24 protein-coding genes are annotated in these 25,977 nt (G+C 67.7%); 15 read left to right on the forward strand and 9 right to left on the reverse strand.

What is annotated here, in order from left to right; all coding sequences use genetic code 11:
- Nucleotides 1–50: 50 nt before the first annotated feature.
- The 4 genes from groL to ACLQ3C_RS15105 all read left to right on the forward strand — a co-directional run bounded on the left by groL (nt 51) and on the right by ACLQ3C_RS15105 (nt 4,794).
- Nucleotides 51–1,676: a chaperonin GroEL gene (gene groL, locus ACLQ3C_RS15090; protein ID WP_425705896.1), complete on the forward strand. Its 1,626-nt coding sequence runs from the start codon at nt 51–53 to the stop codon at nt 1,674–1,676.
- A gap of 122 nt (nt 1,677–1,798) precedes the next feature.
- The gene (locus tag ACLQ3C_RS15095) at nt 1,799–2,455 is read left to right on the forward strand and encodes a DsbA family oxidoreductase (RefSeq protein WP_425705897.1); all 657 of its coding nucleotides are present in this window, start codon (nt 1,799–1,801) and stop codon (nt 2,453–2,455) included.
- Between the two features lie 57 nt (nt 2,456–2,512).
- Nucleotides 2,513–3,319 carry a tyrosine-protein phosphatase gene (locus ACLQ3C_RS15100; RefSeq protein ID WP_425705898.1) on the forward strand — a complete coding sequence of 269 codons (807 nt, stop codon included), beginning with the start codon at nt 2,513–2,515 and terminating at the stop codon, nt 3,317–3,319.
- A complete protein-coding gene (locus ACLQ3C_RS15105) occupies nt 3,316–4,794 on the forward strand; it encodes a DUF1266 domain-containing protein (RefSeq protein WP_425705899.1) in 1,479 nt (492 codons plus the stop codon). Before ACLQ3C_RS15100 ends, ACLQ3C_RS15105 begins: the two co-directional genes overlap by 4 nt.
- Before the next feature lie 9 nt (nt 4,795–4,803).
- Here the strand turns inward: ACLQ3C_RS15105 and ACLQ3C_RS15110 are convergent, their stop codons facing one another.
- Nucleotides 4,804–5,289 carry a PaaI family thioesterase gene (locus ACLQ3C_RS15110; RefSeq protein WP_425705900.1) on the reverse strand — a complete coding sequence of 162 codons (486 nt, stop codon included), beginning with the start codon at nt 5,287–5,289 and terminating at the stop codon, nt 4,804–4,806.
- Between the two features lie 58 nt (nt 5,290–5,347).
- On the opposite strand from ACLQ3C_RS15110, the gene ACLQ3C_RS15115 reads away from it, so the two are divergent.
- The 7 genes from ACLQ3C_RS15115 to ACLQ3C_RS15145 all read left to right on the forward strand — a co-directional run bounded on the left by ACLQ3C_RS15115 (nt 5,348) and on the right by ACLQ3C_RS15145 (nt 10,494).
- The gene (locus ACLQ3C_RS15115; protein ID WP_425705901.1) at nt 5,348–5,953 is read left to right on the forward strand and encodes a TetR/AcrR family transcriptional regulator; all 606 of its coding nucleotides are present in this window, start codon (nt 5,348–5,350) and stop codon (nt 5,951–5,953) included.
- A 145-nt stretch (nt 5,954–6,098) separates the two neighbouring features.
- The gene (locus ACLQ3C_RS15120; RefSeq protein WP_425705902.1) at nt 6,099–6,776 is read left to right on the forward strand and encodes a DUF4166 domain-containing protein; all 678 of its coding nucleotides are present in this window, start codon (nt 6,099–6,101) and stop codon (nt 6,774–6,776) included.
- A gap of 76 nt (nt 6,777–6,852) precedes the next feature.
- Nucleotides 6,853–7,293, forward strand: coding sequence for an SRPBCC family protein (locus tag ACLQ3C_RS15125; protein WP_425705903.1), 441 nt, complete (start codon nt 6,853–6,855; stop codon nt 7,291–7,293).
- Nucleotides 7,294–7,378: 85 nt separating this feature from the next.
- Nucleotides 7,379–7,891: a DUF6764 family protein gene (locus ACLQ3C_RS15130; protein WP_425705904.1), complete on the forward strand. Its 513-nt coding sequence runs from the start codon at nt 7,379–7,381 to the stop codon at nt 7,889–7,891.
- A 64-nt stretch (nt 7,892–7,955) separates the two neighbouring features.
- Nucleotides 7,956–8,903 carry a polyphosphate kinase 2 gene (gene ppk2 / locus ACLQ3C_RS15135; RefSeq protein WP_425705905.1) on the forward strand — a complete coding sequence of 316 codons (948 nt, stop codon included), beginning with the start codon at nt 7,956–7,958 and terminating at the stop codon, nt 8,901–8,903.
- Nucleotides 8,904–8,964: 61 nt separating this feature from the next.
- On the forward strand, nt 8,965–9,774 hold the full coding sequence (locus ACLQ3C_RS15140) for a hypothetical protein (protein WP_425705906.1): 810 nt from the start codon (nt 8,965–8,967) through the stop codon (nt 9,772–9,774).
- Between the two features lie 48 nt (nt 9,775–9,822).
- Nucleotides 9,823–10,494: a rhomboid-like protein gene (locus ACLQ3C_RS15145; RefSeq protein WP_425705907.1), complete on the forward strand. Its 672-nt coding sequence runs from the start codon at nt 9,823–9,825 to the stop codon at nt 10,492–10,494.
- 33 nt (nt 10,495–10,527) lie between these two features.
- Here ACLQ3C_RS15145 and ACLQ3C_RS15150 read toward each other — a convergent pair whose 3' ends face one another.
- From ACLQ3C_RS15150 to ACLQ3C_RS15160, 3 genes are all read right to left on the reverse strand, one after another.
- Complete coding sequence (locus ACLQ3C_RS15150; RefSeq protein ID WP_425705908.1) at nt 10,528–11,256, reverse strand: TerD family protein; 729 nt, start codon at nt 11,254–11,256, stop codon at nt 10,528–10,530.
- 123 nt (nt 11,257–11,379) lie between these two features.
- Nucleotides 11,380–13,269 (reverse strand): hypothetical protein, encoded by a 1,890-nt coding sequence (locus ACLQ3C_RS15155; protein ID WP_425705909.1) that lies wholly within the window; start codon nt 13,267–13,269, stop codon nt 11,380–11,382.
- Nucleotides 13,270–13,275: 6 nt separating this feature from the next.
- Nucleotides 13,276–14,952: an Hsp70 family protein gene (locus tag ACLQ3C_RS15160; RefSeq protein WP_425705910.1), complete on the reverse strand. Its 1,677-nt coding sequence runs from the start codon at nt 14,950–14,952 to the stop codon at nt 13,276–13,278.
- A gap of 77 nt (nt 14,953–15,029) precedes the next feature.
- On the opposite strand from ACLQ3C_RS15160, the gene grpE reads away from it, so the two are divergent.
- Nucleotides 15,030–15,497 carry a nucleotide exchange factor GrpE gene (grpE, locus tag ACLQ3C_RS15165; protein WP_425705911.1) on the forward strand — a complete coding sequence of 156 codons (468 nt, stop codon included), beginning with the start codon at nt 15,030–15,032 and terminating at the stop codon, nt 15,495–15,497.
- Here the strand turns inward: grpE and ACLQ3C_RS15170 are convergent.
- Complete coding sequence (locus ACLQ3C_RS15170; RefSeq protein ID WP_425705912.1) at nt 15,488–17,569, reverse strand: prolyl oligopeptidase family serine peptidase; 2,082 nt, start codon at nt 17,567–17,569, stop codon at nt 15,488–15,490. The two genes, grpE and ACLQ3C_RS15170, sit on opposite strands and share 10 nt — an antisense overlap.
- A gap of 69 nt (nt 17,570–17,638) precedes the next feature.
- On the opposite strand from ACLQ3C_RS15170, the gene ACLQ3C_RS15175 reads away from it, so the two are divergent.
- Nucleotides 17,639–20,158 carry an excinuclease ABC subunit UvrA gene (locus tag ACLQ3C_RS15175; RefSeq protein WP_425705913.1) on the forward strand — a complete coding sequence of 840 codons (2,520 nt, stop codon included), beginning with the start codon at nt 17,639–17,641 and terminating at the stop codon, nt 20,156–20,158.
- Between the two features lie 10 nt (nt 20,159–20,168).
- Here ACLQ3C_RS15175 and ACLQ3C_RS15180 read toward each other — a convergent pair whose 3' ends face one another.
- Nucleotides 20,169–21,146, reverse strand: coding sequence for a zinc-dependent alcohol dehydrogenase family protein (locus tag ACLQ3C_RS15180; protein WP_425705914.1), 978 nt, complete (start codon nt 21,144–21,146; stop codon nt 20,169–20,171).
- A gap of 104 nt (nt 21,147–21,250) precedes the next feature.
- Between ACLQ3C_RS15180 and ACLQ3C_RS15185 the strand changes: the two genes are divergently transcribed.
- The gene (locus tag ACLQ3C_RS15185) at nt 21,251–21,604 is read left to right on the forward strand and encodes a winged helix-turn-helix transcriptional regulator (protein WP_425705915.1); all 354 of its coding nucleotides are present in this window, start codon (nt 21,251–21,253) and stop codon (nt 21,602–21,604) included.
- A gap of 34 nt (nt 21,605–21,638) precedes the next feature.
- Here ACLQ3C_RS15185 and ACLQ3C_RS15190 read toward each other — a convergent pair whose 3' ends face one another.
- Both ACLQ3C_RS15190 and ACLQ3C_RS15195 read right to left on the reverse strand, forming a co-directional pair.
- Complete coding sequence (locus ACLQ3C_RS15190; protein ID WP_425705916.1) at nt 21,639–22,901, reverse strand: NADH:flavin oxidoreductase; 1,263 nt, start codon at nt 22,899–22,901, stop codon at nt 21,639–21,641.
- On the reverse strand, nt 22,898–23,479 hold the full coding sequence (locus tag ACLQ3C_RS15195) for a TetR/AcrR family transcriptional regulator (RefSeq protein WP_425705917.1): 582 nt from the start codon (nt 23,477–23,479) through the stop codon (nt 22,898–22,900). The genes ACLQ3C_RS15190 and ACLQ3C_RS15195 overlap by 4 nt, the downstream gene beginning before the upstream one ends.
- 120 nt (nt 23,480–23,599) lie before the next feature.
- On the opposite strand from ACLQ3C_RS15195, the gene lpdA reads away from it, so the two are divergent.
- Nucleotides 23,600–25,000 carry a dihydrolipoyl dehydrogenase gene (gene lpdA, locus ACLQ3C_RS15200; RefSeq protein ID WP_425705918.1) on the forward strand — a complete coding sequence of 467 codons (1,401 nt, stop codon included), beginning with the start codon at nt 23,600–23,602 and terminating at the stop codon, nt 24,998–25,000.
- A 15-nt stretch (nt 25,001–25,015) separates the two neighbouring features.
- Here lpdA and ACLQ3C_RS15205 read toward each other — a convergent pair whose 3' ends face one another.
- Nucleotides 25,016–25,774 carry a DUF5642 family protein gene (locus ACLQ3C_RS15205; protein ID WP_425705919.1) on the reverse strand — a complete coding sequence of 253 codons (759 nt, stop codon included), beginning with the start codon at nt 25,772–25,774 and terminating at the stop codon, nt 25,016–25,018.
- Nucleotides 25,775–25,977 lie beyond the last annotated feature (203 nt).

The following is a 25,977-nucleotide window of genomic DNA, read 5'->3' on the forward strand; positions in this document are numbered from 1 at the left end:
GTCCGGCCATAGATACCTGGTGTCACCCCCCATCGGAGGATCACTTACCCATGGCCAAGCAAATCGCGTTCGACGAAGAGGCCCGCCGCGGCCTCGAGCGGGGCCTGAACAGCCTCGCCGACGCAGTCAAGGTGACGTTGGGCCCCAAGGGCCGCAACGTCGTTCTGGAGAAGAAGTGGGGCGCCCCCACCATCACCAACGATGGTGTCTCCATCGCCAAGGAAATCGAGCTCGAGGACCCGTACGAGAAGATCGGCGCGGAACTCGTCAAGGAAGTTGCCAAGAAGACCGACGACGTCGCGGGCGACGGCACCACCACCGCCACCGTGCTCGCCCAGGCTCTCGTGCGTGAGGGTCTGCGCAACGTCGCCGCCGGCGCCAACCCGCTCGGCCTCAAGCGCGGCATCGAGAAGGCCGTCGAGGCCGTCACCGAGTCGCTGCTCAAGAGCGCCAAGGAGGTCGAGACCAAGGAGCAGATCGCTCAGACGGCCGGCATCTCCGCTGGTGACCCGTCGATCGGTGAGCTCATCGCCGAGGCGATGGACAAGGTCGGCAAGGAAGGCGTCATCACCGTCGAAGAGGCTCAGACCTTCGGGCTCCAGCTGGAGCTCACCGAGGGTATGCGCTTCGACAAGGGCTACGTCTCGGGCTACTTCGTGACCGACGCCGACCGTCAGGAAGCCGTCCTCGAGGACCCGTACATCCTGCTCGTGTCGGGCAAGGTCTCGACCGTCAAGGACCTGTTGCCGCTGCTGGAGAAGGTCATCCAGGCCGGCAAGCCGCTGTTGATCATCGCCGAGGACGTCGAGGGCGAAGCCCTCTCGACGCTGGTCGTCAACAAGATCCGCGGGACCTTCAAGTCCGTCGCCGTCAAGGCTCCGGGCTTCGGTGACCGTCGCAAGGCCATGCTGGCCGACATCGCCATCCTCAGCGGTGGCGAGGTCATCAGCGAAGAGGTCGGTCTGTCCCTCGAGGGTGCAGGCGTCGAGCTGCTCGGTACCGCCCGCAAGGTCGTCGTGACCAAGGACGAGACCACCATCGTCGACGGCGCAGGCGATGCCGACGCGATCGCCGGTCGCGTGGCGCAGATCCGTTCCGAGATCGAGAACAGCGACTCCGACTACGACCGTGAGAAGCTGCAGGAGCGCCTGGCCAAGCTGGCCGGCGGAGTTGCGGTCATCAAGGCGGGCGCGGCCACCGAGGTCGAGCTCAAGGAGCGCAAGCACCGCATCGAGGACGCCGTCCGCAACGCGAAGGCTGCCGTCGAAGAGGGCATCGTCGCCGGCGGTGGCGTGGCCCTGCTGCAGTCCGAGCCGGCCATCGACGCACTCTCGCTCGACGGTGACGAGGCCACCGGCGCCAACATCGTCAAGGTTGCGCTGTCGGCCCCGGCCAAGCAGATCGCCATCAACGCGGGCCTCGAGCCCGGCGTCGTCGCCGACAAGGTTCTCAACTCGCCGAAGGGCACCGGCCTCAACGCCGCCACCGGCACCTACGAGGACCTGCTCGCCGCCGGCATCAACGACCCGGTGAAGGTCACCCGCTCGGCGCTGCAGAACGCTGCGTCGATCGCGGCCCTGTTCCTCACCACCGAGGCCGTCGTCGCCGACAAGCCGGAGAAGAACCCGGCCCCGGCCATGCCGGGTGGCGACGAGATGGGCGGCATGGGTTTCTGAGATAGTTCAGAACCCAACGCTCACAGCGTTTCCGACCGCAGGCCGGTCACCCGCACGGGTGGCCGGCCTTCGGCGTGTGCGGGTGCCGGAATGCCATGGCACCGGCACCGGTTGAGACCCACATGAACTCGCCGATATCCGTCGACATCTGGTCCGACATCGCCTGCCCGTGGTGCTACATCGGCAAGCGGAACTTCGAGGCGGGACTGGCGCAATCCGGCCTGGCCGACCGCGTCGACGTCACCTATCACAGTTTCGAGCTGGCCCCCGACACCCCGATCGACTTCGACGGCAGCGAGATCGACTTCCTCGTCGGTCACAAGGGCATGCCGGCCGAGCAGGTGACACCGATGCTCGACCAGGTGACCGCGATCGCCGCGGAGGCCGGACTGCACTACGACTTCGGCATCGTGGCGCACACCAACACCGGCAAGGCCCACGAGCTCGTGCACTTCGCACAAGCGCAAGGGCGCCAACTCGACATGGTCGAGCGGCTGTTCGCGGCGTACTTCTCGGAAGGCCGCCACATCGGCCGGGCCGACGATCTGGCCGATCTCGCCGCCGAGATCGGACTCGACCGCGCTGCGGCACTGACGGCGCTGACCGACGGTACCGAGGCGGATGCCGTCGCCGCCGACCTCGACCAGGCAACCGCCTACGGCATCGGCGGCGTACCGTTCTACGTCCTCGGCGGGCGGTACGGCGTGTCCGGTGCGCAGCCACCCGAGGTGTTCGCGCAGGCGCTGGCGCAGGTCGCGGCGGACGGCACCGACGACTGATCACCGCACCGGCAGTGAGGCCGCAGGCCGGGCCGCGTCGTTTGTAATACTCGACGCATGACCCCCTCGCCCGGCGCTCCCAGTCCGGTCCCCAGTCTGCCCAATCTCCGTGACCTCGGTGCCTGGCCGACGGCCGACGGCCGAGTGGTCCGCGACGGTGTGCTGTTCCGGTCGACGGACTTCTCCGCGATGGCCACCGCCGATCTCGAACATCTCGAGAACCTCGGCGTCCGCACCATCTATGACCTCCGCTCGGCGGCCGAACGCACGGCACTTCCCGATCCGGCGCTGCCCGAGGTCGCCGACATCCACCTCGACGTGCTCGAGGGCGCGGGAATGACGATCCCCGGCAACATCGGCAAATTCCTCTCCGATCCCAAGACGGTGGCGATGGCGAGCCAGGAACTCTCGGGCGGCAAGGCCCGCGACCTGATCGCCGACACCTACGTCAAGTTCGTCTCGATGCCGAGCGCTGTGGAGTCCTATCGGGATTTCTACCGAGGGCTGCTCGGCGAACATCCGCGGCCGTCCCTGTTCCACTGCACGACCGGCAAGGACCGCACCGGGTGGGCGGCCGCGTCGTTCCTGACGCTGATGGGTGTAGCGAAAGACGATGTGTATCAAGACTATCTGCTCACCAACGACCGTCTCGTGCCGGCCCTGCAGCCGATCTTCGACGACTTCGCCGCCGCCGGTGGCGATCCCGGCCTCCTGATCCCGGTGCTCGGCGTGGACGCGCACTACCTCGACGCAGCCTTCGGTGAGGTCGACAAACGCTTCGGCGGGATCCCGGGATACTTCGCCGACGGACTCGGCATCGACGACGCCGCGCAGCAGCAGCTACGCGAGCTCTACCTGGTGTGACGTTGTTGTCCGCAGGGGAGGAGATCGCCGGCTATCGGATCATCCGTGTGCTCGGCGCCGGCAACACGAGCGAGGTGTACCTGGCCGATCACCCGCGGCTGCCGCGCCGCGACGTCATCCGCATCCTGAATCGAGATCGTTGCGACGACGCCGATGCGCGAGACCGGTTCCGACGCGAGACCGACATGGCCTCGGCGCTGGTGCACCCGCACCTCGTCGCACTGCACGACGCCGGTGAAAGCGAAGGGCGCCTGTGGGTTTCGGCAGCTTTTGTCGACGGCACGGATGTCGGTTCGTTGCTGGCGGGTGGTGCCATGGCGCCGGTCGAGTCGGTCACCGAGATCGTCGGGCCTGTCGCCGACGCGCTCGATGCGGTCCGCGAGAGCGGGCTGATGCATCTCCGCGTCACACCGGCGAAGATCCTCACGACCGGGTCGCGGCAGGTCTTCCTCACCGGACTCGGGGCCGGTGCCGCCGAGCCGACCGACCGCGGCGCACCCGACCAGCGCGGCCTGGCCGTCACCGTCGCCCGAATGCTCGGCGACGCTGCATCTTTCGGTTCCGGTGCGGTGATCGCGCGCGCCGGTTCGACCGACCCGGCCCAGCAGTATCGGTGCTGCCGCGAGTTCGTTGACGAGTTGGCTGCGGCGCTGCAGAACCAGCAGGTGCCGGTGCCCGCGCCACCTCTGGCGCCGCCACCGCCGCCGCCACCTCTGGCGCCGCCACCGCCGCCACCGCCGCCGCCACCGCTCGCGCCGCCCAGCCCGATCCGATGGTGGGGATACCCGGGCACCGTCGAGCAATTGCGCGGATTGGCATGTGGCGCATACTTTTCTCTCGAGTCGACGGCCGACCCGGTTGATCATCTGCTGATGAATGACGGTGACCGGCACCTGCGCAAGGTCATCCGACGCGCGTGGGCGGTCACCGATGCGGCGTCGGCGGTCGACACTGTCGAACTGCTGGCGCTCGGGATGATCACCCCCGACTACGACCTGATTCTGGCGAAACTGGCGCAGGCCACTGCGGGCGGTCCCCGCACCGGACTGCCGAACCAGGCGAGCCTTGTGCAGTCGGTGACGGCCGCGGCGGGTGGCATCGACCCGATTCGCGCCCACTCCGTCGTCCGCGTCGCCGTCGGATCACGCTCGCTGCCACCGGGGTTCCCGGTGAGCACGTCGGCATGGGAGCTGGCTCAGGCCGTCGATCTGGTACGTATGTGCCACCGTGCCGGTTTCGTCACCGAGGCCTGGGCGTGGAATGCCGTGGCCGAGGTGGGGCGCCGCGCCCAGCAGGCCTATGCCGACTGGTCGGCGTTCGCGGCCGGGTTCGAATGGGGGCGTGCGCTGGCGTCGGCCGAAGCGGGCCGCGACCCGGCGGCCGCGGCCGACGAATCGTGCGCGCACACCCGACCGGTGCTGAGCCGGCTGCTCGGCGATCCGGCGAGCCCCTGGTTGCGCATACCGCTCAACTGACGCTGGCGGTCACCGGAACACGATGCACGTCGTCGTGCCGTGCGCGACGAGTTTGCCATCGGCCGAGAACACCTTGCCCTCGGCGGTGGCGGTCCGTCCGCCGACGTGGATGACGGTGCCGACGCCGGTGAGTTCGTCGGCGTCGAGGGCGACGGCCCGGATGTAGTTCACCTTCAGTTCCAGCGTCGTGTAGCCGGCCCCGGCCGGCAGGGTCGTATGAACGGCACAGCCCATCACCGAGTCGAGCAGGGTGGCGCAGATGCCGCCGTGCACGGTGCCGAGGGGATTGGCGAAATCGGGCTTCGGGGTCACGGCGAAGTGCACCTCGCCCTCGTCGATCCGTACCGGACGCATACCGAGGAGCCGCCCGATGCTCGGCCGGTCGTCGTCGGGGTCGGCCTGCCAGGCGCGAAGTAGTTCCAGGCCCGACATCTCGGTGGGATCGGCCGGCCCCGCGGAGCTCGTTGACGTCGTCATGATTATGTATGGTTGCATAGAACCCCAGCATTGTGAACCTGCCGATCATCAAAGCCAACATAGGAGCTGATGCCCGATGGGCGACGAGGCGTCCGACATCGTCACACCGCAGGCCCGCGACGGGGGGCCGCGCGAGCGGATGGTGATGCATGCAGCCGATCTCATCGGCCGCGACGGCGTCGCGGCGACATCGATCGGCGACGTGATCGCCGCCAGTTCCGCACCGCGTGGCTCCATCTACCACCACTTTCCCGGTGGCAAGACCCAACTGATGACCGAGGCCGTGCGATATGCGGGTGACTACATCGCCACCCGTATCGGTCGCCAGGATCCCGGTTCGCCGGCGGCGACGATCATCGGGATCGGCGACGTGTGGCGCCGGATGCTGGTGGCCACCGACTATCAGTTCGGTTGTCCGATCCTTGCCGGTGGACTGGCCCGGCGATCCGAGCCCGCTGTCGCAGACGAGGCCGACGCGATCTTCGGCAACTGGCTGCACCTGATCGCGGCGCGGCTGATCTCCGAAGGGGTGAGCCCCGACCGGGCGGATTCGCTGGCCAACCTGGTCGTCGCCGGGATCGAGGGGGCCGTGGGACTGTGTCAGACACAGCGCAGCGTCGAGCCCCTCGACCAGGTCATCGGCGAGCTCGCGCGACTCTGCGACGACGCCGCAGCGCACTGATCGATCTTCCGGGAACGCTGCGTGAATCCTGGGCGAATATCCCCGGCGATGGCGTGGGGCACACCTCGGACTGCCGTTGTGAAGCCGAACATAGTAGGTTTTGGCCAAACACGTCGTGGGGAGACACGCGGGAGGTGATGGGGCGATGACGCCGGTGTACCGGGATATCCTCGGCTCCGAGTTCGACCGTCTGCATCCGAACGTCGCATGGCGCTACAGCATCGACTCGACGTCCAACGTGGCCCAGATCGGCAGCGGAATCCTCGAGTCGGTCTACATCACCTCGGCGCTGCCGCCACCATTTTTCTGGTACTACGGCAAACGCAACGCGCTGCCGTCCAAGACCAGCCGGATGGTGCCGTTCACCCAGGGCCACTACTGCTACACCGACGAGCTCGGACGTGAGTGTCTGGCCGTGCTGCGCAGCTTCGACTACACCTCGGGGTCGCGAAAACTCAACTCACTGCTCGTGGCGGGCAATACCGGACTGGTCGACTACTTCGGCGACGGCCCGGAACTGCTGTACCCGATCGAACCGTCGGTGACCCGGGCCGGCGAACTCCTCCTCGAGAGCGGTCCGATGCGGTGGCTGGGCCGCGGACCCAAGGTGGGCATGAAGGGCCTGCTCGGGGCGCAGATGAAATACATCGAGGGCTGGGATGAACAACATCAACGGTTCCGCTGCGATGCGACCGTGCGCAACCCGCTGATCGGGGAGATCCTGCACTTCCGCGGATGGTTCACCGCCACCGACATCGCGTGCGGACTCCGCGATATCCCCGATGAGGCGTGGCCGCTGACGCTGGTCGATCGCGAGGGCTGACCGGCCGTCGTCCGGCGCGCTCGCCAACCGCGCGGTTCTTTGTCGGGGCCGAACCCGAGCACGGTAGATTCTGGGCATGGCTGTCTCTGCGAAAACCGAATTCGACGTCGCCGTACCACCATCGGTGGTGATGGAGGTGCTCCTGGACGTGGAATCCCTGCCCGAATGGTCCGGCCCGCACCGCTCGGCCACGATCATCTCCGAACACGACGACGGCACTCCCGATCAGGTCTCGATCACCGTCTCGGCGGTCGGCGTGAACGACGATCAGACCGTCGCCTATACCTGGACCGACAACTCGTGCACGTGGGAACTCGTCGAGTCGAAAATGCTCGCCGAACAACGCGGGAAGTACACCGTCACACCCTCGGGTGACGGCTCGCATGTGCAATTCGAGCTGGAGATCGATCTCAAGGTCAAGCTGCCGGGAATGCTCGTCAAGCGTGGCCAGAAGACGGCCGTCGAAACCGCGAAGAAGGGACTGACCGCGGAGGTCGAACGACGCGCCGGATCGTGACCTACGAACGCGTGTGAAGGGGTACGCTGTGGTCAGTCTGACCATCTGGTCACCGAAATCGATACGGCGAGGAGGCCGAGTTACGTTGCGGATCCACAGGTTTGCGGTACGTGCACTGGTTGTGACGGTAGGTGGTGCAGGCGCGATCTTGGGTCTCGGCTTCGGCGGTGGTCATGCCCACGCGGTCACCTGTAATACTGCGAACGGCCATGAGACACAACAAATCCAGGGCACCAGCGGATGCGGCGCACGGGCCGGCGCCGGCAGTCGGGCGAGTGCGCAGGAGAGCGGTGGCGGCACGGCGGTGGCCGTGTCCGATCGCGGCGGCAACGCCAATGCGATCAATCAGCAACCCGGATCGTCGGCACTGGCCGGGGCCACCACCAACGGCACCTCGTACTCGATCACGACCGGCCCCAAGGCCCTCTCGATCGCACAGGCCCGCGCCGGTGGGTATTCGGTCGCCGTCGGCGGCTGGGGCGGACAGGCCTTCTCCGGCCAACCCGGGGTCCAGTGCACCGGCGGCTTCGCGGCCGCCGCGGATTCCACCACCGGAAAGGTGTGCGTGAAGTCCGGCGCGATCGACCTGCACAACTGAGGCGGGACGGTGCTGTTCACCCCTTCGACACCCGACGGTGGTGGGCGCGGCATATCGTAGATCCGTGACCGAGTTGCGCGATCTGGAAACCCTGGGACCCGACTTCAGCAAGCTGAACGGACGTGAGGCGCTGCAGTCGCTCGTCGACTTGCACGACACCACGCAGTTCGAGGTGAACGACGATGACGACGACGACCCCGTCCTGCTGACTCTGCCCGAGCGCAACGTCGTCGACACCTGGCGTGAGGACTACCCGTACGAGGAGCGGATGAGCCGCCGCGAGTACGAGGTGACCAAACGCCGGCTGCAGATCGAGTTGCTCAAACTGCAGAGATGGTCCAAACAGACCGGACAGCGCCATCTGCTCGTCTTCGAAGGACGTGACGCGGCAGGCAAGGGCGGCACCATCAAGCGCTTCAACGAACATCTCAACCCGCGTGGCGCGCGCGTCGTCGCTCTGGAGAAGCCCTCGGAGCGTGAGTCCACCGAGTGGTATTTCCAGCGCTACGTGACGCATCTGCCCGCCGGCGGGGAGATGGTCTTCTTCGATCGCTCCTGGTACAACCGTGCCGGAGTGGAGCGGGTGATGGGGTTCTGCACCTCCGAGCAGTACGTGCAGTTCATGGAACAGGTCCCGGCATTCGAGAAGATGCTCGTCGACGACGGCATCAACCTGGTGAAGTTCTGGTTCTCGGTGAGCCCGCTCGAACAGCGCACCCGGTTCGCGATTCGTCAGATCGATCCGGTCCGGCAGTGGAAACTCTCGCCGATGGATCTCGCCTCCCTCGACAAGTGGGACGCCTACGGCGCCGCCAAGGAGGCGATGTTCGCCAACACCGACACCGACACCGCGCCATGGACGGTGGTCAAGAGCAATGACAAGAAGCGCGCCCGCATCAACGCGATGCGACATGTGCTGAGCCTGTTCGACTACAAGGGCAAGAACCAGGAACTCGTGGGCCGCCCCGACCCGCTGATCGTCGGTCGCGCCCGCGCCATCGCCGACGAGTGACGGCGCAACACCCGGTGTCGGCGCCGCTCGGCGGTCACCGGGTGCAGGTAACCTCGTGCCGGTGCGAACGTTTCTCAGTGCGGTTGCGACGCTGATCGCGATGGCGGCCATCGTCGTCGCCCTGTCGTCGATGTGGGTGTCGGAACGGGTGGTCGACGAGGACGGCTTCGTCGACGTCGTCGCCCCGCTGGCCCACGACGCCGACGTCCAGTCCTTCATCTCCGACGAGATCACCGAGCAGGTCTCCTCGCGGGTGAGCTTCCCCGGCGCGGCGACGCTGATCAAGCCCGTCGCCAAGCGTTACACCCAGGGCCCCGACTTCCCCGGCGACTTCACCGACCTGGTCCGTCAGGAACATGGCTGGTTGTTCGATCCGGCGCCGGCCGGCGCAGAGCAGGAGATGCAACTCGACATCACCGACATGGTGAAACGGGCGCTGACGAACGCGGACCTACCGTTCACGCCGTCGCTCGGCACCACCCACATCGAGGTGCCGATGGCGCAGGGCAGCGGACTCGCCGCGGGACGCTATCACAAAGTGGGACAACAGATCACGTGGATCGCTTACGGCGCCACGGCGCTCGCGGTGATCGCCGGGCTGCTGGCGCTCGTGGTGGCGCGTCGACGCGGCACGGTGCTCGCCTGGCTGGGCGTCGGTGCGCTGCTGGCCGCGTTGGCCGCCTGGGTGGCAGCACTCGCCGCACCCACCATCATCAACCACCAGTTCACCGATCACAGCAGCGGCAACGCACTGACCCGGGCGGCGACCGACGCGCTGGCCAACGACTTGACCTGGTGGGCCATCATCGCCGCCGTCGCCGGCGCGATCGTCGTCGTGGTGGGCGTCATCGTGCGGATCGCGGCTCGCTGAGACGCGGCTGGACGGACTGGGCGGATCGACGGACGGGGGCGGATCGAGATGAGTCGGTTGACCCGCTCGTGCAGATGGATCGGAACGCACCTGGCCGCCGCGCCGGTGTCGTGTGTGTGGCTGGTGATCCTGTTCATCACGACGGTCCTGCAGCACTCGATGTCGCCGCAGCATCTGGACCGGGTACTGGGGCATCATTCGACCAACATCACCAACCTGGGCAACGACCCGTTCCAGGTCCTCGTCAGCAGTCTCTTCTGGCTCGACGGCGCCTACTGGCTGCCCTACCTGATCTCCTTCTGCATCTTCGTGATCCCCACCGAACGATGGCTGGGCAGCCCCCGGTTCATCGTGGTCGGATTCAGCGCGCACGTCATCGCCACCTACGTCAGCGAGGGCATCCTGCGGTGGGCCATCGACAACGGGCTCCGAAGTCCGCTGCTGACCGACACCCATGACGTCGGGGTCAGTTACTTCCTCGCCGCCGTCGCGGCGGTCCTCGCGTATCACTTCGTGCGTCCGTGGCGGTGGGTGTACCTGGTCGGCACGCTGGCGTTCTATCTGCTGCCGCTCGTCACCGATCTCACGTTCACCGCCATCGGGCACGCATGTTCGGCGCTGATCGGTCTGGCCTGGTACCCGATCACCCGGGGCCGGGCAGGCAAACCGTGGGACCCGATGGTCCCGGCGCGTGCCGTCCGCGCCCGGTTCACCGCCTGACGCGTCCCCGCCCGGGCCGGGGTGTGGGCGCGACTACTTGCGGCCGGCCTTCCAGTTCAGGCCCCAGCCGTAGGCCTCGTCGACCTTTGACTGTGAACCGCGGATGTAACGCACCTCGCGGTTGACGACCAGCTCGCCGCCACGATTCTCCAGCTGCGCGATCGCGCAGGAGATGGCGCCCTGGTCGGCCTCATCGAGGCGCACCTCGATCTGGGGTCCACTTGCCGGGAACAGGGTGACCACACCGTTGGCGGCCGCCCAGTTGGGGGCGCCCTCGTAGATGTAGGCGAAGATCAGGACGCGACGGATCTGATTCGACGCCGACAGGTCGATGTACATGTTCTCGCCACCGGTATTCGATCCGGAGCGGTCGTCGCCGTCGAGCCAGATGATCGGGCGACCCTGATACGGCGCCTGGAAGGAGTTGCCGAGGGCCTGCACGATGCCTTTGCTGCCGTCGGTGAACTCCCACAGGCATGCCAGGTCGAGGTCGATGCCGCCGGAGCGTTTGAACAGACCGCCCTTCGACCCCGCGGTCCAGTTGAGGTTCACGCGCACCTGACCGGTCGCCGAGCCCTGCTTGCTCAGCGACACGCTCGGCGCCGACTTGGTCAACGTCACCTTCGACAGCGACACCGGCGGCTGCTGGTAGGACTGGCCGGCCGGATAACCTTGCGCTGCAGGCGGAGTCGGCTGCGGGGTGGGCTGCGGTGCCGGTTGCGGCGCCGGTGTCTTCGGTCGTTTGGTGTAGTCGATGCCCATGGAGTTCGTTCTCCTCTTGCTTCCGTTGGATCTTGCCTTCGGGGTGGATCGTCGGATGTCGCTGATGTCCGGTTCGGGTGCGCCCAGCCTAGCGAAGTGCGACGCGGCCGCGCCGGTGCACATTCATAGGCCGGCGCGGGCGTGCGGTCCGAATGTGGTGGCCACCCGCAGCGTGCCGGTCCCATCGCGCCGGCATGCCGCGACGGCGACGTGTCCGGGACGTGCGACGGTACCGGGAACCGGGAAACCGCCGTCGATGTCGTAGCGGGTGTTGGTGATCTTCTTGGCGAATGCGGCCGGATCGGCCGGATGCTCCGGAGGTGCATCCGACCGAATGACGATCACGGCCTCGGTGATCCCGTCGGGCCACGTGAACCGTATCCGCCCACCGGTCACCACGACGTCGGTGATCGCGGGCAGATCGTCGGCCGGCGCCGCACCGGTGACCTGCGACGTCGGGACCGGCGCCCGGGCGGTTGCCGGTGGCGTGATACCGGAGATCACCGGCTCGGAGTGGACGCCGTCGCGTGTGGCGGTGACCTCGTACACCGGTGGTGGGGGCGCCCCGCCGACCCCGCCGTCGTCGAGTTCGGGAACCGGGGTGCGGCCGACGACCTGTCGCCGGCCGTTCGGCTCGATGCGGGTGACCCGGTAACTCACCCCCGCAGTCGGCGACGGGTCCCAGCTCACCCGCACCGTGCCGTCGACGACGCCGACGCGCACCTTTGCCGGGGGTGCAATGGTGGCGGGTGCGGGTGCGGGTGCGGGTGCGGGTGCGGGTGCAGGTGCAGGTGCAGATGCGGGAACGGTCTGGGACCGCTGCGCCTCGTCGGCGACGGCATCGATCTGCCGGCGCGCCGCCGCGTCGTCGCCGGCGAACGCGCGGGCCTGCTCACAGCGGCGGCGTGCCTCGTCGAGGCGTCCTTTTCTGAGCGCCTGCCGGGCCGAGCGAAGCTCGCGTTGCCAGTCCCCGGTCGTCGGCGGTGCCGGGCGGGGCGGCGGCCCGGTGTTCGCGGCCGCGCGGCTGTCATCGACCGCACCGCCGTACTCGGCGGCGATGTCGGCGATCAGGCGACGGGCGCTGTGGGTGCCGAGGCCCAGTTCGCGCGCCTCGTCCAGCATGAACTGATGGTCGTCGGGGTGGAGCCGATCTTCGACGAGGATGGCCGCCCGGATGCGCGGGCGCAGGTGATCGGCCGCCCGGTCGGTGACCGAGCGTAGGTATGCGGTGGTGATGTCGCCCGGCCCGAGGAGGATCTCGTCGACGTCGATCAGCAGTTCGTCGACGATCGCGCGCATCCGTCCGGCCGGGAGTTCGCGTGCCCGGCGCCGAAATCCGTCGGCGCGTGCCCGGATCTCGGCGCGATCGTCGGCGTCATCGGTGCTCAGGTCGAGGACCGCGAGCAGCGTGTGCCTCGGCGGCCCGGAACGGCGCAGGCTGAATTCGGCCAGCAGTTCGGTGATCTGGGCGAGTTTGTGTTCGGAAAGGGCAGCCGGGACCGGTGGCACCGGGAGGTCGGCGGTGGTGGGCACGTCCGGGATGAGACGGTGCCTGCGTAGGCGGGTGGCCACCTCGTCGGCGCTCAGGCCGCCCATCGTCCCGATCTCGTCGAGGCCGGCGCGTTTGCTCTCCGGGATGCCGCCATGGCGAGCGACGAGACGCTCGATGGCGTTGTCGAGCAACTGGTATCGCTGCGCATCGTGTTCACCACGCCGAGCCGCAATCTCGCGCGCATACGCAATCCGGGACGAGCCGATGCGCAACGGAGCGCTGCGCTCCGGATGTTCGGCGACGAGTTGCTCGACGAGAATCCGGTATTTGGGGTGATCGCGCTGCTTCTGCCAGAATGCCCACACCTCATCGAGTCGCGAAGCCACCTCGACATCAGCGAGTGCGTCGGCCTCCTCGATCGGGATGTCGTACAGCTCAAACGAATCCGAGGACTCGACGCCGCGGCGAAGCACCGGGGCGAGGACCCGTTTGCGATAGTCGTCGGGTACGAAGGGCTCCACCGCGATTCACCCGTCCCGTCGCCGGCTGCGGTGGACCTGGTCGAGCTCACGCCGGACCTCCGCCTGCGACAGCGTCGCACCGGTTCTGGTGGTCAGGGTCAACGGCATATCCGCCTCGACATGATGAATCCGGACGTGCAGCACACCGTCGAATCCCATCTCGAAGGTGACTCGCACCTCGCTGTTCTCGCCGTAGCCGGGCGGGATGTCTTCGATGGCACCCTCGATCAGCATCTTCGCATCGCGTGGCAGTGGCGAGGCCTCTTGGCCGAGCTGTTCGACGACCGTCAGTTCGATGCGGCGCTGATCGGCGCGCACGGTGCCGAACGAGCGTTGCACGCGAATCGGCAACGGCTGATTGCGATGCACCAGCCAACTGGCCTCGAGATCGCCCGTCCGGCTGCTGACGGCCAGCACTCCGAAGCCGCGCGAGACGACGGTGTCGACGCTGATCTCCAGCATGCGGCGTACCCCGGCGACCGGCATTCCGAAAGCGGCCGCCACACGTGTGGCGGCGGCGTCGACGTCGGTGGGGTCGGCGTCGAACAGCGATCCGCGCGAAGCCAATCGGCCGCGGGTCTGTAGGTCGGCGGTGACGAGACGTTCGATCTCGAGTTTCTCCCCGTAGACGGCGGCGCCGCGGGCGACCGCGAGGTCGGGATCCGATAGTTCCGGGACGATCTGCAGCCGAGCGCCGAGTTCGCGTGCCACCGCGGGCATCCGCGACGATCCGCCGACCAGCAACACCCGGTCGACGCGGCCCACGCCGCGCGTGCGGGCGCCGGCCAGACACGACTCGGTCAACTCCAGCGTGCGCGTCAACAGGCCCGCGGTGAGGTCCTCGAGCTCGCTGCGCGTCACCGTGATCACCGAACGTGCACCGTCGTGCGAGATGATCACCGACGTCGATTCCGCTTCGCTGAGTTCATGTTTGGCGCGTTCGGCCGCCAGGATGAGCGATTGTGATCCGGCCGAGTCGTCGAGTGGATCCTCGGCGTCGGGGTGCTCGGTGCAGAACCGGCGCGACAGGTGCAGCGCCAGTCGCTCGTCCCAGTCGGCGCCGCCGAGCTGATGGTCGCCGTCGACGGCGAGCACCGAGATACGGCGGTCGGCCAACTCGATGACCGTCGCGTCAAAAGTGCCGCCGCCGAGGTCATAGACCAGGACCGTCTCGTCGGGGATCGTCTTCGCGAACGCATCGGTGAGGCGGGTGAAGCCGTAGGACAGTGCGGCCGCGATCGGCTCCGAGAGCACCCCGGCGACGTCGAGTCCGGCGTAGGAGCCGGCCGCGATGGTGGCGCGGCGTTCCTCGTCGCCGAAGTAGGCGGGGACGGTGATGACCACCCGTTCGACCTTGCCGCCGGCGAATTCGGCGTTCGACGCCAGTGCCTCCAGGATGAGCGCGGAGATCGCCGGTGCCGACCAGCTCTGCCCGTGCGCCACGAAGCGCCAATCGGCCTCGCCCATGCGTCGCTTGACCAGTGTGCACACGTTGTCCGGGTCGAGTCGGGCTTGCCTGCGGGCGCCTTCGCCGACGAGGTGATCGTGTGCCGAGGGCAGCAGCACCACCGACGGGGTCGTCGGCGCGCCGTTCCAGTCGCCGATGATCTCCGGCCGGCCGTCCCGGTCGATCGCCGCGATCTCCGAATTGGTCGTGCCCAGGTCGATTCCGTATACGCCCACGGCGGGGATCGTAACAGCGCCGGATGTCCCGCGAGCAGGCATCGCCCGCGCCTCGGCGGGTCGATTACGCTACCCGGATGACCGCGGAAGGCAACGATATCGCCGAGCAGTTCGGCCGGCTCGAAGAACAGATCACCGACCTCGGACGGGTGCTCGCACGCCAGGCGACCTCATTGGATCGTCTGGTCGACGCGGACCGGGCACGGGCGGCGCAAGCGAAGGCCGGTGCGGATCTTCCGTTGCTCGTCGACCTGCTGGCCCTGTACACCGACGCCCGGACGTGTGCGGTATCGGCGGCCGAGGAGGCCGACCGCGCGGCGTTCGAGGCATTGGCCGACGGGCTCGACCGGCTGATCACCGGGCGCGGCGGGACGCTCGTCGTGCCGGTCGCCGGAGACGGTTTCGATGCGGCCGTCATGGACGCCGTCGACATCCGCGACGCGCCCGGCGAGTCCGCGCGGCGCACCGTCGCCGACCTGGTTCGTCCCGGGCTGCGCGTCGGGCAGCGGTCGGTGCGCGCGGCCGCGGTGATCGTCTACCGCTGACCCGGATTCGCGTCTGTCGGCTGATCGGCACCGAGGGTGCGCCACAGGAATTCGTAGGCCAGCGCCGATTTGAACGCTGCCTGCTTGTTGTCGGCGGCGCCGCCGTGGCCACCCTCGATGTTCTCGTAGTAACGCACGTCGTGGCCGTACTCCTCCAGGCGCGCAACGAGTTTGCGGGCATGGCCGGGGTGGACGCGGTCGTCGCGGGTGGAGGTCGTCACCAGGATCGGTGGGTAGCTCGCCGTGCGAGAGACGTTCTGATACGGCGAGTACTCCTTGATGAACGCCCACTCGTCGGGGTCGTCCGGGTCGCCGTACTCGGCCATCCACGACGCACCCGCCAGCAACAGGTGATAGCGGCGCATGTCGATCAACGGGACCTGACACACCAACGCGCCGAACAACTCCGGATACCGGGTGAGCATCACGCCCATCAACAGTCCGCCGTTCGACCCGCCCTGCGCACCGAGCTGCGCCGGCGTGGTGAGCCCTCGACGTACCAGATCCCTTGCCACACCGGCGAAATCCTCGTACACCAGGTGGCGGCCGGCCTTCTGGGTCTGGGTATGCCAGCTCGGGCCGTACTCGCCGCCCCCGCGGATGTTCGCGATCACATAGATGCCACCGCGCTCGATCCAGTTACGTCCGGACAAGGCGAGATAGCCGGGGGTCAACGAGTTCTCGAAGCCGCCGTAGCCGTAGAGGAGGGTGGGGCCGGTGGAGACATCGGCACGCCGGACGACGAAGTAGGGGATCGCGGTGCCGTCGTCGGAGGACGTGAAGAACTGTTCGGCGACAACCGAATCGGAGTCGAAGAACGCGGGGGCCTGCTTGATGACGGTGGCCGGTGCGCCGCTGTCGCCGTGCAGCAGGCTCGGTGGGTCGGTGAAGGAGGTCGCCGACCAGAACACCTCGTCGCTCTCGTCGGGGTCGGTGTCGAGGACCGACACCGTCGCGAGCGCGGGCAGCCCGGGCTGCTCGACCGTCGCCCAGTCGCCGAGGGTGCGGACCGTGATCTCGGTGTGCACGTCGTGCAGGGTCGCCACGATCAGATGGGAGCGGGTGAACGCGAACGACTGCAGGCTGGTGTGTTCGTCGGGCGTGAAGAGCACGGTGTGCTCGCGTGCGCCGTCGAGGTAGGACGGGTAGTCGAAGACGAGGAGCGTGCCTGCGGGGTACTCGACGCCACCGACCTCCCACGCCGAGCGCGGCCGCACGAACATCGCGTCGTGATGGACGTTGAAGTCGGCATCGGTCGGCACGTCGATCAGTACTGTTTCGGTGTCCCGCAACTCGTAGGCGAGTTCGTTGAAGAAGTCGGTCGCGCGCGCCACGAAATGCCGTTCGTGGCCGACGGTGTGGTCGTAGCCGGCACTGACCGCGACATCGTCGACAGTTCCCGCGAACACCGTCGGCGCCGAGGCGAGCGGGGTGCCGCGGGTCCAGCGCTTGATCACCCGCGGATATCCCGATGTGGTGAGTGACCCCGCACCATCTGGCTGTACACCGAAATCGGTTCCCACATAGACGGTGTCACGGTCGATCCAGGAGATCGACGACTTCGCCTCGGGCAGCTCGAAGCCGCCGTCGACCCAGGCGCGGGTGGGCACGTCGAATTCGCGGACGACCGCCGCGTCGGCGCCACCGCGTGACATCGAGACGAGTGCGCGGTCGAAGTCGGGCCAGTTCATACTCGCCGACTTCCACACCCAGTTCTCGTCCTCGGCGCCCGCGAGCGCGTCGACGTCGACGAGCACATCCCAGTCCGGGGTGTCGGTCCGGTACTGCTCGAGGGTGGTGCGGCGCCAGAGTCCGCGCGGATGTGTGGCATCGCGCCAGAAGTTGTACAGGAATTCGCCGCGGCGGCGCACGTACGGGATGCGGTCGTCGGTGTCGAGGATCTCGAGGGACTGTGCCTGCAGTTCGGCGAACCGGTCGGAATCGGTGAGCTCATCGATCGTCGGCTCGTTGTGGGTGCGCACCCAGGCGAGCGACTCATCGCCGGTGACATCCTCGAGCCACAGGTAGGGGTCGACTGAGGGATCGCCGGACGAGATTGCGCTGTCGGTCACCCCGTCAACCTACCCGCGCGTGCCGTTCGATCCCGATATGAGTGGCGGCGCACCGATACCCTGGATCGGGTGAGCAGATCTGCTGACCGGCCACCGGCCCCCGACCGGATCGCGGTACGCGGCGCCCGCGTCAACAACCTGCGCGATGTCGACGTCGACATCCCCTTGCGGATGATGGTCGGCGTCGCCGGGGTGTCGGGATCGGGAAAGTCCTCGCTTGCGCTCGGTGTGCTGTACGCGGAGGGATCGCGCCGCTACATCGAGGCATTGTCGACCTACACCCGCCGCCGGATGGCGCAGGCGCCGCGCGCTGCGGTCGATTCGGTCGAACACGTTCCGGCGGCGCTCGCCCTCCGGCAGCGGCCCGGTGTCCCGGGGGTGCGTTCGACGTTCGGTACGTCCACCGAACTGCTGAACGTACTACGGCTGATGTTCTCGCGGTTGGCTTCACATGTGTGCCCGAACGGTCACCGGGTGCCGCCGACCATCGATGTTGCGGCCGAAGTACCGTTCTTCTGTCCGACATGCGGCGCGCAGGTCGACGCGCCCGGCGCGGAGGCGCTCGCCTTCAACTCCGCCGGCGCCTGCCCGAGGTGTTCGGGTACCGGCGTCGTACGCACCGTCGACGATGCCGCGCTCGTACCCGACGACTCCAAGACCCTCGACGGAGGGGCGGTGGTGCCGTGGAACATGTTCGGGTTCAACGTGCAGCCGACGATCGCCCGCGAGTTCGGCGTACGGACCGACGTGCCGTGGCGGGATCTCACCGATGACGAGCGGCAGATCGTGCTCGGCGGGCCGGCGGAGAAAAAGCACATCACCTTTGCCTCCCGCAAGGGTATCCACGACCTGGACTTCACGTTCCGCAACGCACGTTTGACCGTCACCGAGGAACTCCGACGAGCCGACACCGAGAAGCGGCTGTCGCGCGTCAGCCGCTTCCTCACCGAGGGAACGTGTCCGGATTGTCACGGCACCCGGCTCAGCGCTGCCGCCCGCGCTCCGCGGATCGGGGACCGCAACCTCGCCGACGTGACCGCTCTGTCGCTCGACGATGTGCTCGCGTGGGCGCCGGGGGTACCACCGACCCTGCCCGACGAAATGCAGAGAATGGCCACGGGATTGGTCGACACGCTGCTCGGCATGGCGCAGCGGCTGGTCGAGCTGGGATTGGGCTATCTCACCCTCGATCGGGCCGGGGCCACCCTGTCCACCGGGGAACGGCAACGAGTCCAACTCGCGCGCGCGGTGCGCAACCGCACCACCGGAGTGCTCTACGTGCTCGACGAACCGTCGATCGGGCTGCATCCCGCCAACATCGAGGGCCTGCTCGGGGTGATGGACGACCTTCTCGTCGACGGCAATTCGGTGGTCTTCGTCGACCATGACGTGCAGATCCTGCGGCGTGCCCAATGGCTCGTCGAGATCGGGCCCGGGTCGGGCACCGACGGCGGCACCGTCATCGCCGCCGGAACCACCGACGATCTGGCAGCGGCGCCGGACTCCCGGCTGGCCGGATTCCTCTCGGGCACCGAGCCCGTCGTCGTCCGCGACCGGGTCAGTGCCGCCGACACCTTCGATCTCGGCCGCATCCATCTCGAGACCGATGCCATCCACACCGTGCACCCGTTGTCGGTCGACATCCCGCGTGGCCGGCTCGTGGCGGTGACCGGCGTGTCGGGCTCGGGCAAGACGACCCTGGTCCTCGACTCCCTGGTGCCCGCCGTGGGTGCCCGCTCCACCGCCGGCGGCCGGATGCCCGCTCACGTACGAGCGATCGGCATGCCGGAAGGCCTGTCGGACAAGGGTATTCGCGTACATGTCGTCGATGCGACGCCGATCGGGATCAACGTCCGTTCCACCGTCGCCACGTACTCGAAGGTGATGGACGATCTGCGCGACGCGTACGCCGGCACCGAGGCTGCCCGCGCGGCCGGGCTGACCGCATCGGACTTCTCCTACAACACCGGGTCCCTCGCCTGCCCGCGATGCGACGGAACCGGTGAGGTGTCCCTCGACGTGCAGTTCCTGCCCGACGTCGACATCGTCTGCCCCGACTGCGACGGCACCCGATATGCACCGCGCGCCAACGACTTCCGCCGCTATGGTGCCTCGCTGCCGGAATTGCTGTGCCACACCGTGCGCGACGCGCTCGAGATGGTGTCCGGCCTGTCGCGGGTGCGGCGGCGGCTGCGCGCCTTCGACGAACTGGGCCTGGGCTACCTCACCCTCAACGAGGCGACGCCGGCCCTTTCCGGCGGTGAGGCCCAACGACTCAAACTCGTCAATCAGTTGCACCGCAAGCAGGACGACGCGCTCTTCGTTCTCGACGAGCCGAGTGTGGGTCTGCATCCGCTCGACGTGCGCACCCTGCTCGACGTTCTCACCCGGCTGACCGACCGCGGCGCGACGGTGCTGGTGATCGAACACGATCTCGACATGATCGCCAACGCCGACCACGTCATCGACATGGGTCCCGGCGGCGGCGACGACGGTGGTCGGATCGTCGCCACCGGCACGCCCGATGAGGTGGCCGACGATCCCGATTCGGTGACCGGACGCTTTCTGGCGCAACATCTCCGGCAGTGATCGCGGGCGTTCACACGGTGACGACGATCTTCCCGATCCCGTCGGCGGCGTCGAGGCGGCGATGTGCTTCGGCGACGTCGTCGAGGGTGTAGACCGAATCGATCACGGGAGTGATTGCGCCGCTGCGCAGTCCGGCGCCGAGGAAGGCCGCGATACGCGCCACCGCCGCGGGGTCGAGGAGGAGCTCGAAACCCACGTAGCGATAGATGGTCAGCGGACCGTTGGCGGGGAAGGACGCGGGCCGCGGATCGAGCCAGCCGACCGCGACGAACGTGCCGCCCGGGCGCGCCGCTTGCGAGAGATCCGACAGTCCCGGACCCATCACGGAGTCGAGGATGATGTCGACGCCCGCCCCGCCGGTGAGGCGTTCGACGGATTCGTGCAGATCCTCCTCGTCGGTGGCGATGACCGCCGCGGCCCCGGCCGCCCGGAGTGCCTCGCGCTTCGCGCCGTGGCGGGTGACGGCGATGGGGACCGCGCCGATCTGATTGGCCACCTGGATCGCGGCGAGCCCGACGCCGCTGGATGCAGCGGTGATCAGGACGCGGTCGGCCGGACGCATCCGGGCCTTCTCGACAAGGGCGCCGTACGCGGTGGATCCCGCCACCCACAGTGCGGCCGCGTGTACGGGATCGAGGCCGTCCGGGCGGGCGACGATCGCACTTGCCGGCAACGTGACGTACTCGGCATACGTACCGTTGACCTCCATGGTCGCCAGCGCCGCGACGATGACCGGGTCGCCGACGTCCCAGCCCTCGACCCCGTCGCCGACGGCGTCGATGACGCCGGTGCCCTCGCACCCGAGGCGGGCGGGCAGGTGGAACGGACGTGGATACGTGCCGGTGCGCATCATCTGATCGAGTCGGTTGAGCCCGATGGCCTCGATCCTGATGCGCACCTCGCCGGGTGCGGGGTCGGGAGCGGGCTCGTCGACGATGTGCAGGACATCCGGATTCCCGGTTTCGTCGAATACGACAACTCGTGGCATGACAGCTCCGATCGGTGTGATCTGTGGTGGCAGTGCGGTCGGTGAACGACCGCACGCATGCAACGCTACGAATCGCCCTGTTACCTGTCGGTACCTTCGATCTTGTGGAAACATCGGCCCCGAATGCACTGCTCACCGACTGCCCGGCTCGTCTGGCCGTCGAGATCATCGCCGACAATTGGTCGTTTCTGGTGATCTTCGCGCTGCGCGAGGAGCCGCACCGCCACGGTGAACTCGTCGAGATGGTCGGGGGCATCTCCCGCAAGGTGCTCACACAGACCTTGCGGAAGCTGCAGGGCTACGGATTGGTGTCCCGGACGCAGGAGTCCGAGCATGCCCGCTACGCGTTGACCGAACTCGGTGGCACCCTCGTCGAGCCCATCGAGATGCTGAACCGGTGGGCGCGCGACCATGGCGAAGCGGTCGTCGATTTCCAGGAGTCCCACGGGTCGGTGTGAACGGGTCTTCCGCGGGCTCGCCAATCGGTAGACATTACTCTCGGAAACCGCGATCGATGTCGTACCGATCCGTCGACGTCGACGCGTCTTCCCGGAGCGGACATGTAGTGCGGGTGTAGATCGTCGGCATGCACAGATTGCAGTGGATGCACGCCGACGCCGTCGACGGGTCCGCACGAATCCGTTGTGGCAGATCGGGTTCGCGCAGCAGCGCACGCCCCATGGCGAGAAAGTCGAAGCCGTCCGCCAGTGCGGAGTCCATGCCGGCGCGGTCGGTGATCCCGCCCAGCAGGATGATCGGCAGATCGACCGCCTCGCGGAGTCGCCGCGCCAGCGGGAGCAGGTAGCCGGGGCGATATGCGTAGTGCTTCAAGAAGACCGGGCCCGCGGCCTTGAGTCCCCAGCGCATCGGACCGGTGAAGGCGTCGGCGAACGCCCGGCGGGGAGCCGTCCCGTGAAATAGGTACATCGGGTTGAGCAGTGAACTGCCCGCAGTGGGTTCGATCGCGTCGAGGACACCGTCGGACTCGAGCAGTTGCGCCACCGCGCACGCCTCGTCGACGTTGAATCCCCGATACCTTCCCGGTGGTGCACCTACGGCACCGACCCCGTCGAACATGTTGAGCTTGGCCCAGACCGCGACCGAATCGCCGACCTCGGCGCGCACCGATTCGCACACCTCGCGGGCCAGCCGGGCGCGATTGATCAGCGAGCCGCCGTAGGCGTCACGGCGCCGATTGAGCAGCGGGGAGAGAAAGCAGCTGATCAGATAGTTGTGGCCACAATGGATTTCGAGTGCATCGAACCCGGAGTCGACAGCTATCCGGGCGGCACGCCGGAATGCGGCGCGTAGTCCGGCGATGTCGTCGACGTCGAGTGCGTGGGTCATCGACATCCCCATCGGCGCCGGAATCCTCGATGGTCCCAGCGCTTTCGCGCGATTGGACGCCGAGTTCGCGACCGGCCCGGCGTGTCCGAGTTGTGCGGCGGCGCGGGCGCCCTCGTCGTGGATGGCGTCGGTGAGTCGCGTCAGCCCTCCCGCGGCCTCGGGTCGCAACCACATCTGATGGCGGTCGGTGCGACCTTCGGGCGAGATCGCGCAGTAGGCAACGGTACTCATCGCCACCCCACCCACGGCGACCTCGCGATGGAAGTCGATCAGGTCGTCGGTGACGAGGGCATCGGGGGTGCGGCCTTCGAAGGTGGCGCTCTTGATGAGCCGGTTGCGCAGGTGCAACGGCCCCAACCGTGCAGGCGCAAACGGATCGGGGGTACCGGACCGAATGGGGGTGTTCATCGATCATCCCCGGCGACCGGTGCGCCGAGTCCGGCGATGACGAAGGATCTCAGTGCCGCGATCGCATCCTCCGACAGCCGCCGCTGCGCGCCGAAACGCGTGAGGACGAGGGTGAATGCCAGCCCCCAGCGTCTGCGTGCGGTACGCCGGTCGAGGTCCGGCACCAGCTCGGTCAGTAGGTCCGCCCAGTCCTCGAGACGAAACCACGGACGCGACCACGCGGCGTCGGGATGTGCGTCGACGAAGCGTGCCAGCAACTGCAGATGCAGATGCCCGACCGGATCGTTCTGCAGTCGGATCAAGGGGGCGACGACGACGGCGACGAGGCCGGCAACATCGCGGCGCACGGACTCCGCGGCATCGAGCTGATCGGCCCACAGCGGTGCCAGCCGTTCCTCCAGCAGCGCGGCGATCAGATCTTCCTTGGACCCGAAGTGATAGTGCACGGCGGCCGGGTTGACTGCCGCGGCCGAGCAGATCGCCCGCACCGATACGGTGTCGAACCCTTCGGTGAGGAACAGCCGCTCGGCGGTGGCGAGCAGGTGCTCCCGGGTGGTCTGCGGGCGCGTCGGTGCCATGGGTACCGATCAAAGCACAGCTCCATCACCGATTCAATCACTGTGTGAAACGGTCGGGGTTACCGGCCAGTAGCGGGGACGCTCTGCGCCGGTGTGCCGCGTGGTCGTAGGGTGGTGACCGTGGCTGAACACTTCCAAACTGTTGTCCTGGGTGCTGGTCCAGGTGGGTATGTGGCCGCGATCCGGTCCGCCCAGCTGGGCATGAAAACCGCCGTCATCGAAGAGAAGTACTGGGGCGGTGTGTGTCTGAACGTCGGCTGCATCCCGTCGAAGGCACTTCTTCGCAATGCCGAGCTCGCGCACATCTTCAACCATCAGGCCAAGACCTTCGGGATGACGGGCGAGGTGAGCTTCGACTTCGGCTCTGCCTTCGACCGCAGCCGCAAGGTCAGTGATGGCATCGTCAAGGGTGTCCACTTCCTGATGAAGAAGAACAAGATCACCGAGATCGACGGCTATGGCGTGTTCCTCGACGCCAAGACGATCCGGGTCAAGGGCGCCGACGGCGACGACCGCGAGATCACCTTCGACAACGTCATCATCGACACCGGTTCGACGGTCAAGCTGCTGCCCGGCGTCGAACTGAGCGATAACGTCGTCACCTACGAGACCCAGATCCTCACCCGTGAACTGCCCGAGTCGATCGTCATCGTCGGGGCCGGCGCCATCGGCATGGAATTCGGTTACGTGCTCGCCAATTACGGCGTCGATGTCACCATCGTCGAGTTCCTCGACCGCGTGCTGCCCAACGAGGACATCGACGTCTCCAAGGCCATCGCCAAGGAGTACAAGAAGCTCGGCGTGAAGGTCCTGACCTCCACGAAGGTGCAGACCGTCACCGACAACGGAAACAGCGTGACCGTCAGCTACAAGGATGCCAAGGACGCCGACGGCGAGCTCACCGTCGACAAGGTCCTGATGTCGGTCGGCTTCGCCCCGCGCGTCGAGGGCTTCGGTCTCGACAAGGCCGGCGTCGAACTGACCGATCGTGGCGCGATCGCGATCGACGACCACATGCGCACCAACGTCGACGGCATCTACGCCATCGGCGATGTGACGGCCAAGCTGCAGCTCGCGCACGTGGCCGAGGCGCAGGGCGTGGTGGCCTCCGAGACCATCGCGGGCGCGGAGACGATGACGCTCGGCGACTACCGCTTCATGCCGCGCGCCACGTTCTGCCAGCCGCAGGTGGCCTCGTTCGGGCTCACCGAACAGCAGGCCAAGGACGAGGGCTACGACGTCACCGTCTCGACGTTCCCGTTCAGCGCCAACGGCAAGGCGCAGGGGCTCGGTGAGACCGCCGGCTTCGTCAAGCTCCTCACCAACTCCGAGACCGAGGAACTGCTCGGCGGACATCTGGTGGGCGACAACGTTTCCGAGATGCTGCCGGAGCTGACCCTCGCACACAAGTGGGATCTGACCGCGCGTGAACTCGCCCGCAACGTCCACACCCACCCGACGCTGAGTGAGGCGCTGCAGGAAACCTTCCACGGCGCGATCGGGCACATGATCAATCTCTGACGAGCGGGTGCCCGGTCACCCCTGGGCGGCCACCTTGTTGACCGCCGCGGTGAAGAACTGGCGGAATGCGGCGTCGTCGGGGGTGGCGCCGGGTCTTCCCGGGCCGGCCACGACCGAGACGTTGTAACCCTTCACCGATGCGACACCGGAGTAGGAGACGACGTCGACGGTCTGCCCGTCGGTCGAGACCTTCAGATCCTGTCGCAGCATCAGCACGTCCTGCGGGTCGGCCCGGGTCGCGGGGGCCGGGAGCAGCGTGCTCGTCGCGGCGGTCGCACTGCCCGCCGTGGGGCCGGAGTTGAGGCGGATCGTGAAGTTCTTGCATGGCCCGGTCGCCGCGGTCCGGGCGGCGGCGATGTCGGCAGGTCGCGCGGCGAGACCCTCGACGAGGCCGTCGCCGCCGGGCGCGGTGGCCACCGCGCCACCGAGCTGGGCGGGGTCCACGTCGGGCAGCTTCTGCAGATTGGCGCACGCCGGCGGGGTGATCGTCGCGTCGCGGAGAAAACTGCCGGACTGGGTCACCGCCTTCCGGAACTGATCTTCGGGCAGTGGCGTGAACGTGAACCCGGGAGGTAGATCGGCGGCGGTGAGCGCGAGACTCTTCACCTTGGCCACGTCACCGGTAGGCGTCGCCGTCGATGATGCCCCGGTCGACGTGGCACCGGCCCCGTCGACGGCCACGGGTGTGCCCGTCGTCGTGCACCCGGTGATCAGCATCACCGAGACAACCGTGGACGCGGCGGCGGCGCCACCGCGGACGAGTGTGGTGCGCATCGGATTCGTTCCCCCTCTGCCCGGACCGGGGAAAACCCGGTCGTCGAGAGACCTTATCTGCCCAGCCGACCGACGGTCACGGTCGGTCATTCGAGGGGCCGAAGCACTCAGGCGTCGTGAATGATCCCGGCGAGGGTGTGGGCTCGGCCAACCCCAGTCGCGGCGGGTCTGCGGCGGGGCCGGTCGCGCCAGGTGGCGCGGCT

This window comes from Gordonia sp. DT30, from assembly GCF_049844915.1.
Classification (GTDB): Bacteria; Actinomycetota; Actinomycetes; order Mycobacteriales; family Mycobacteriaceae; genus Gordonia.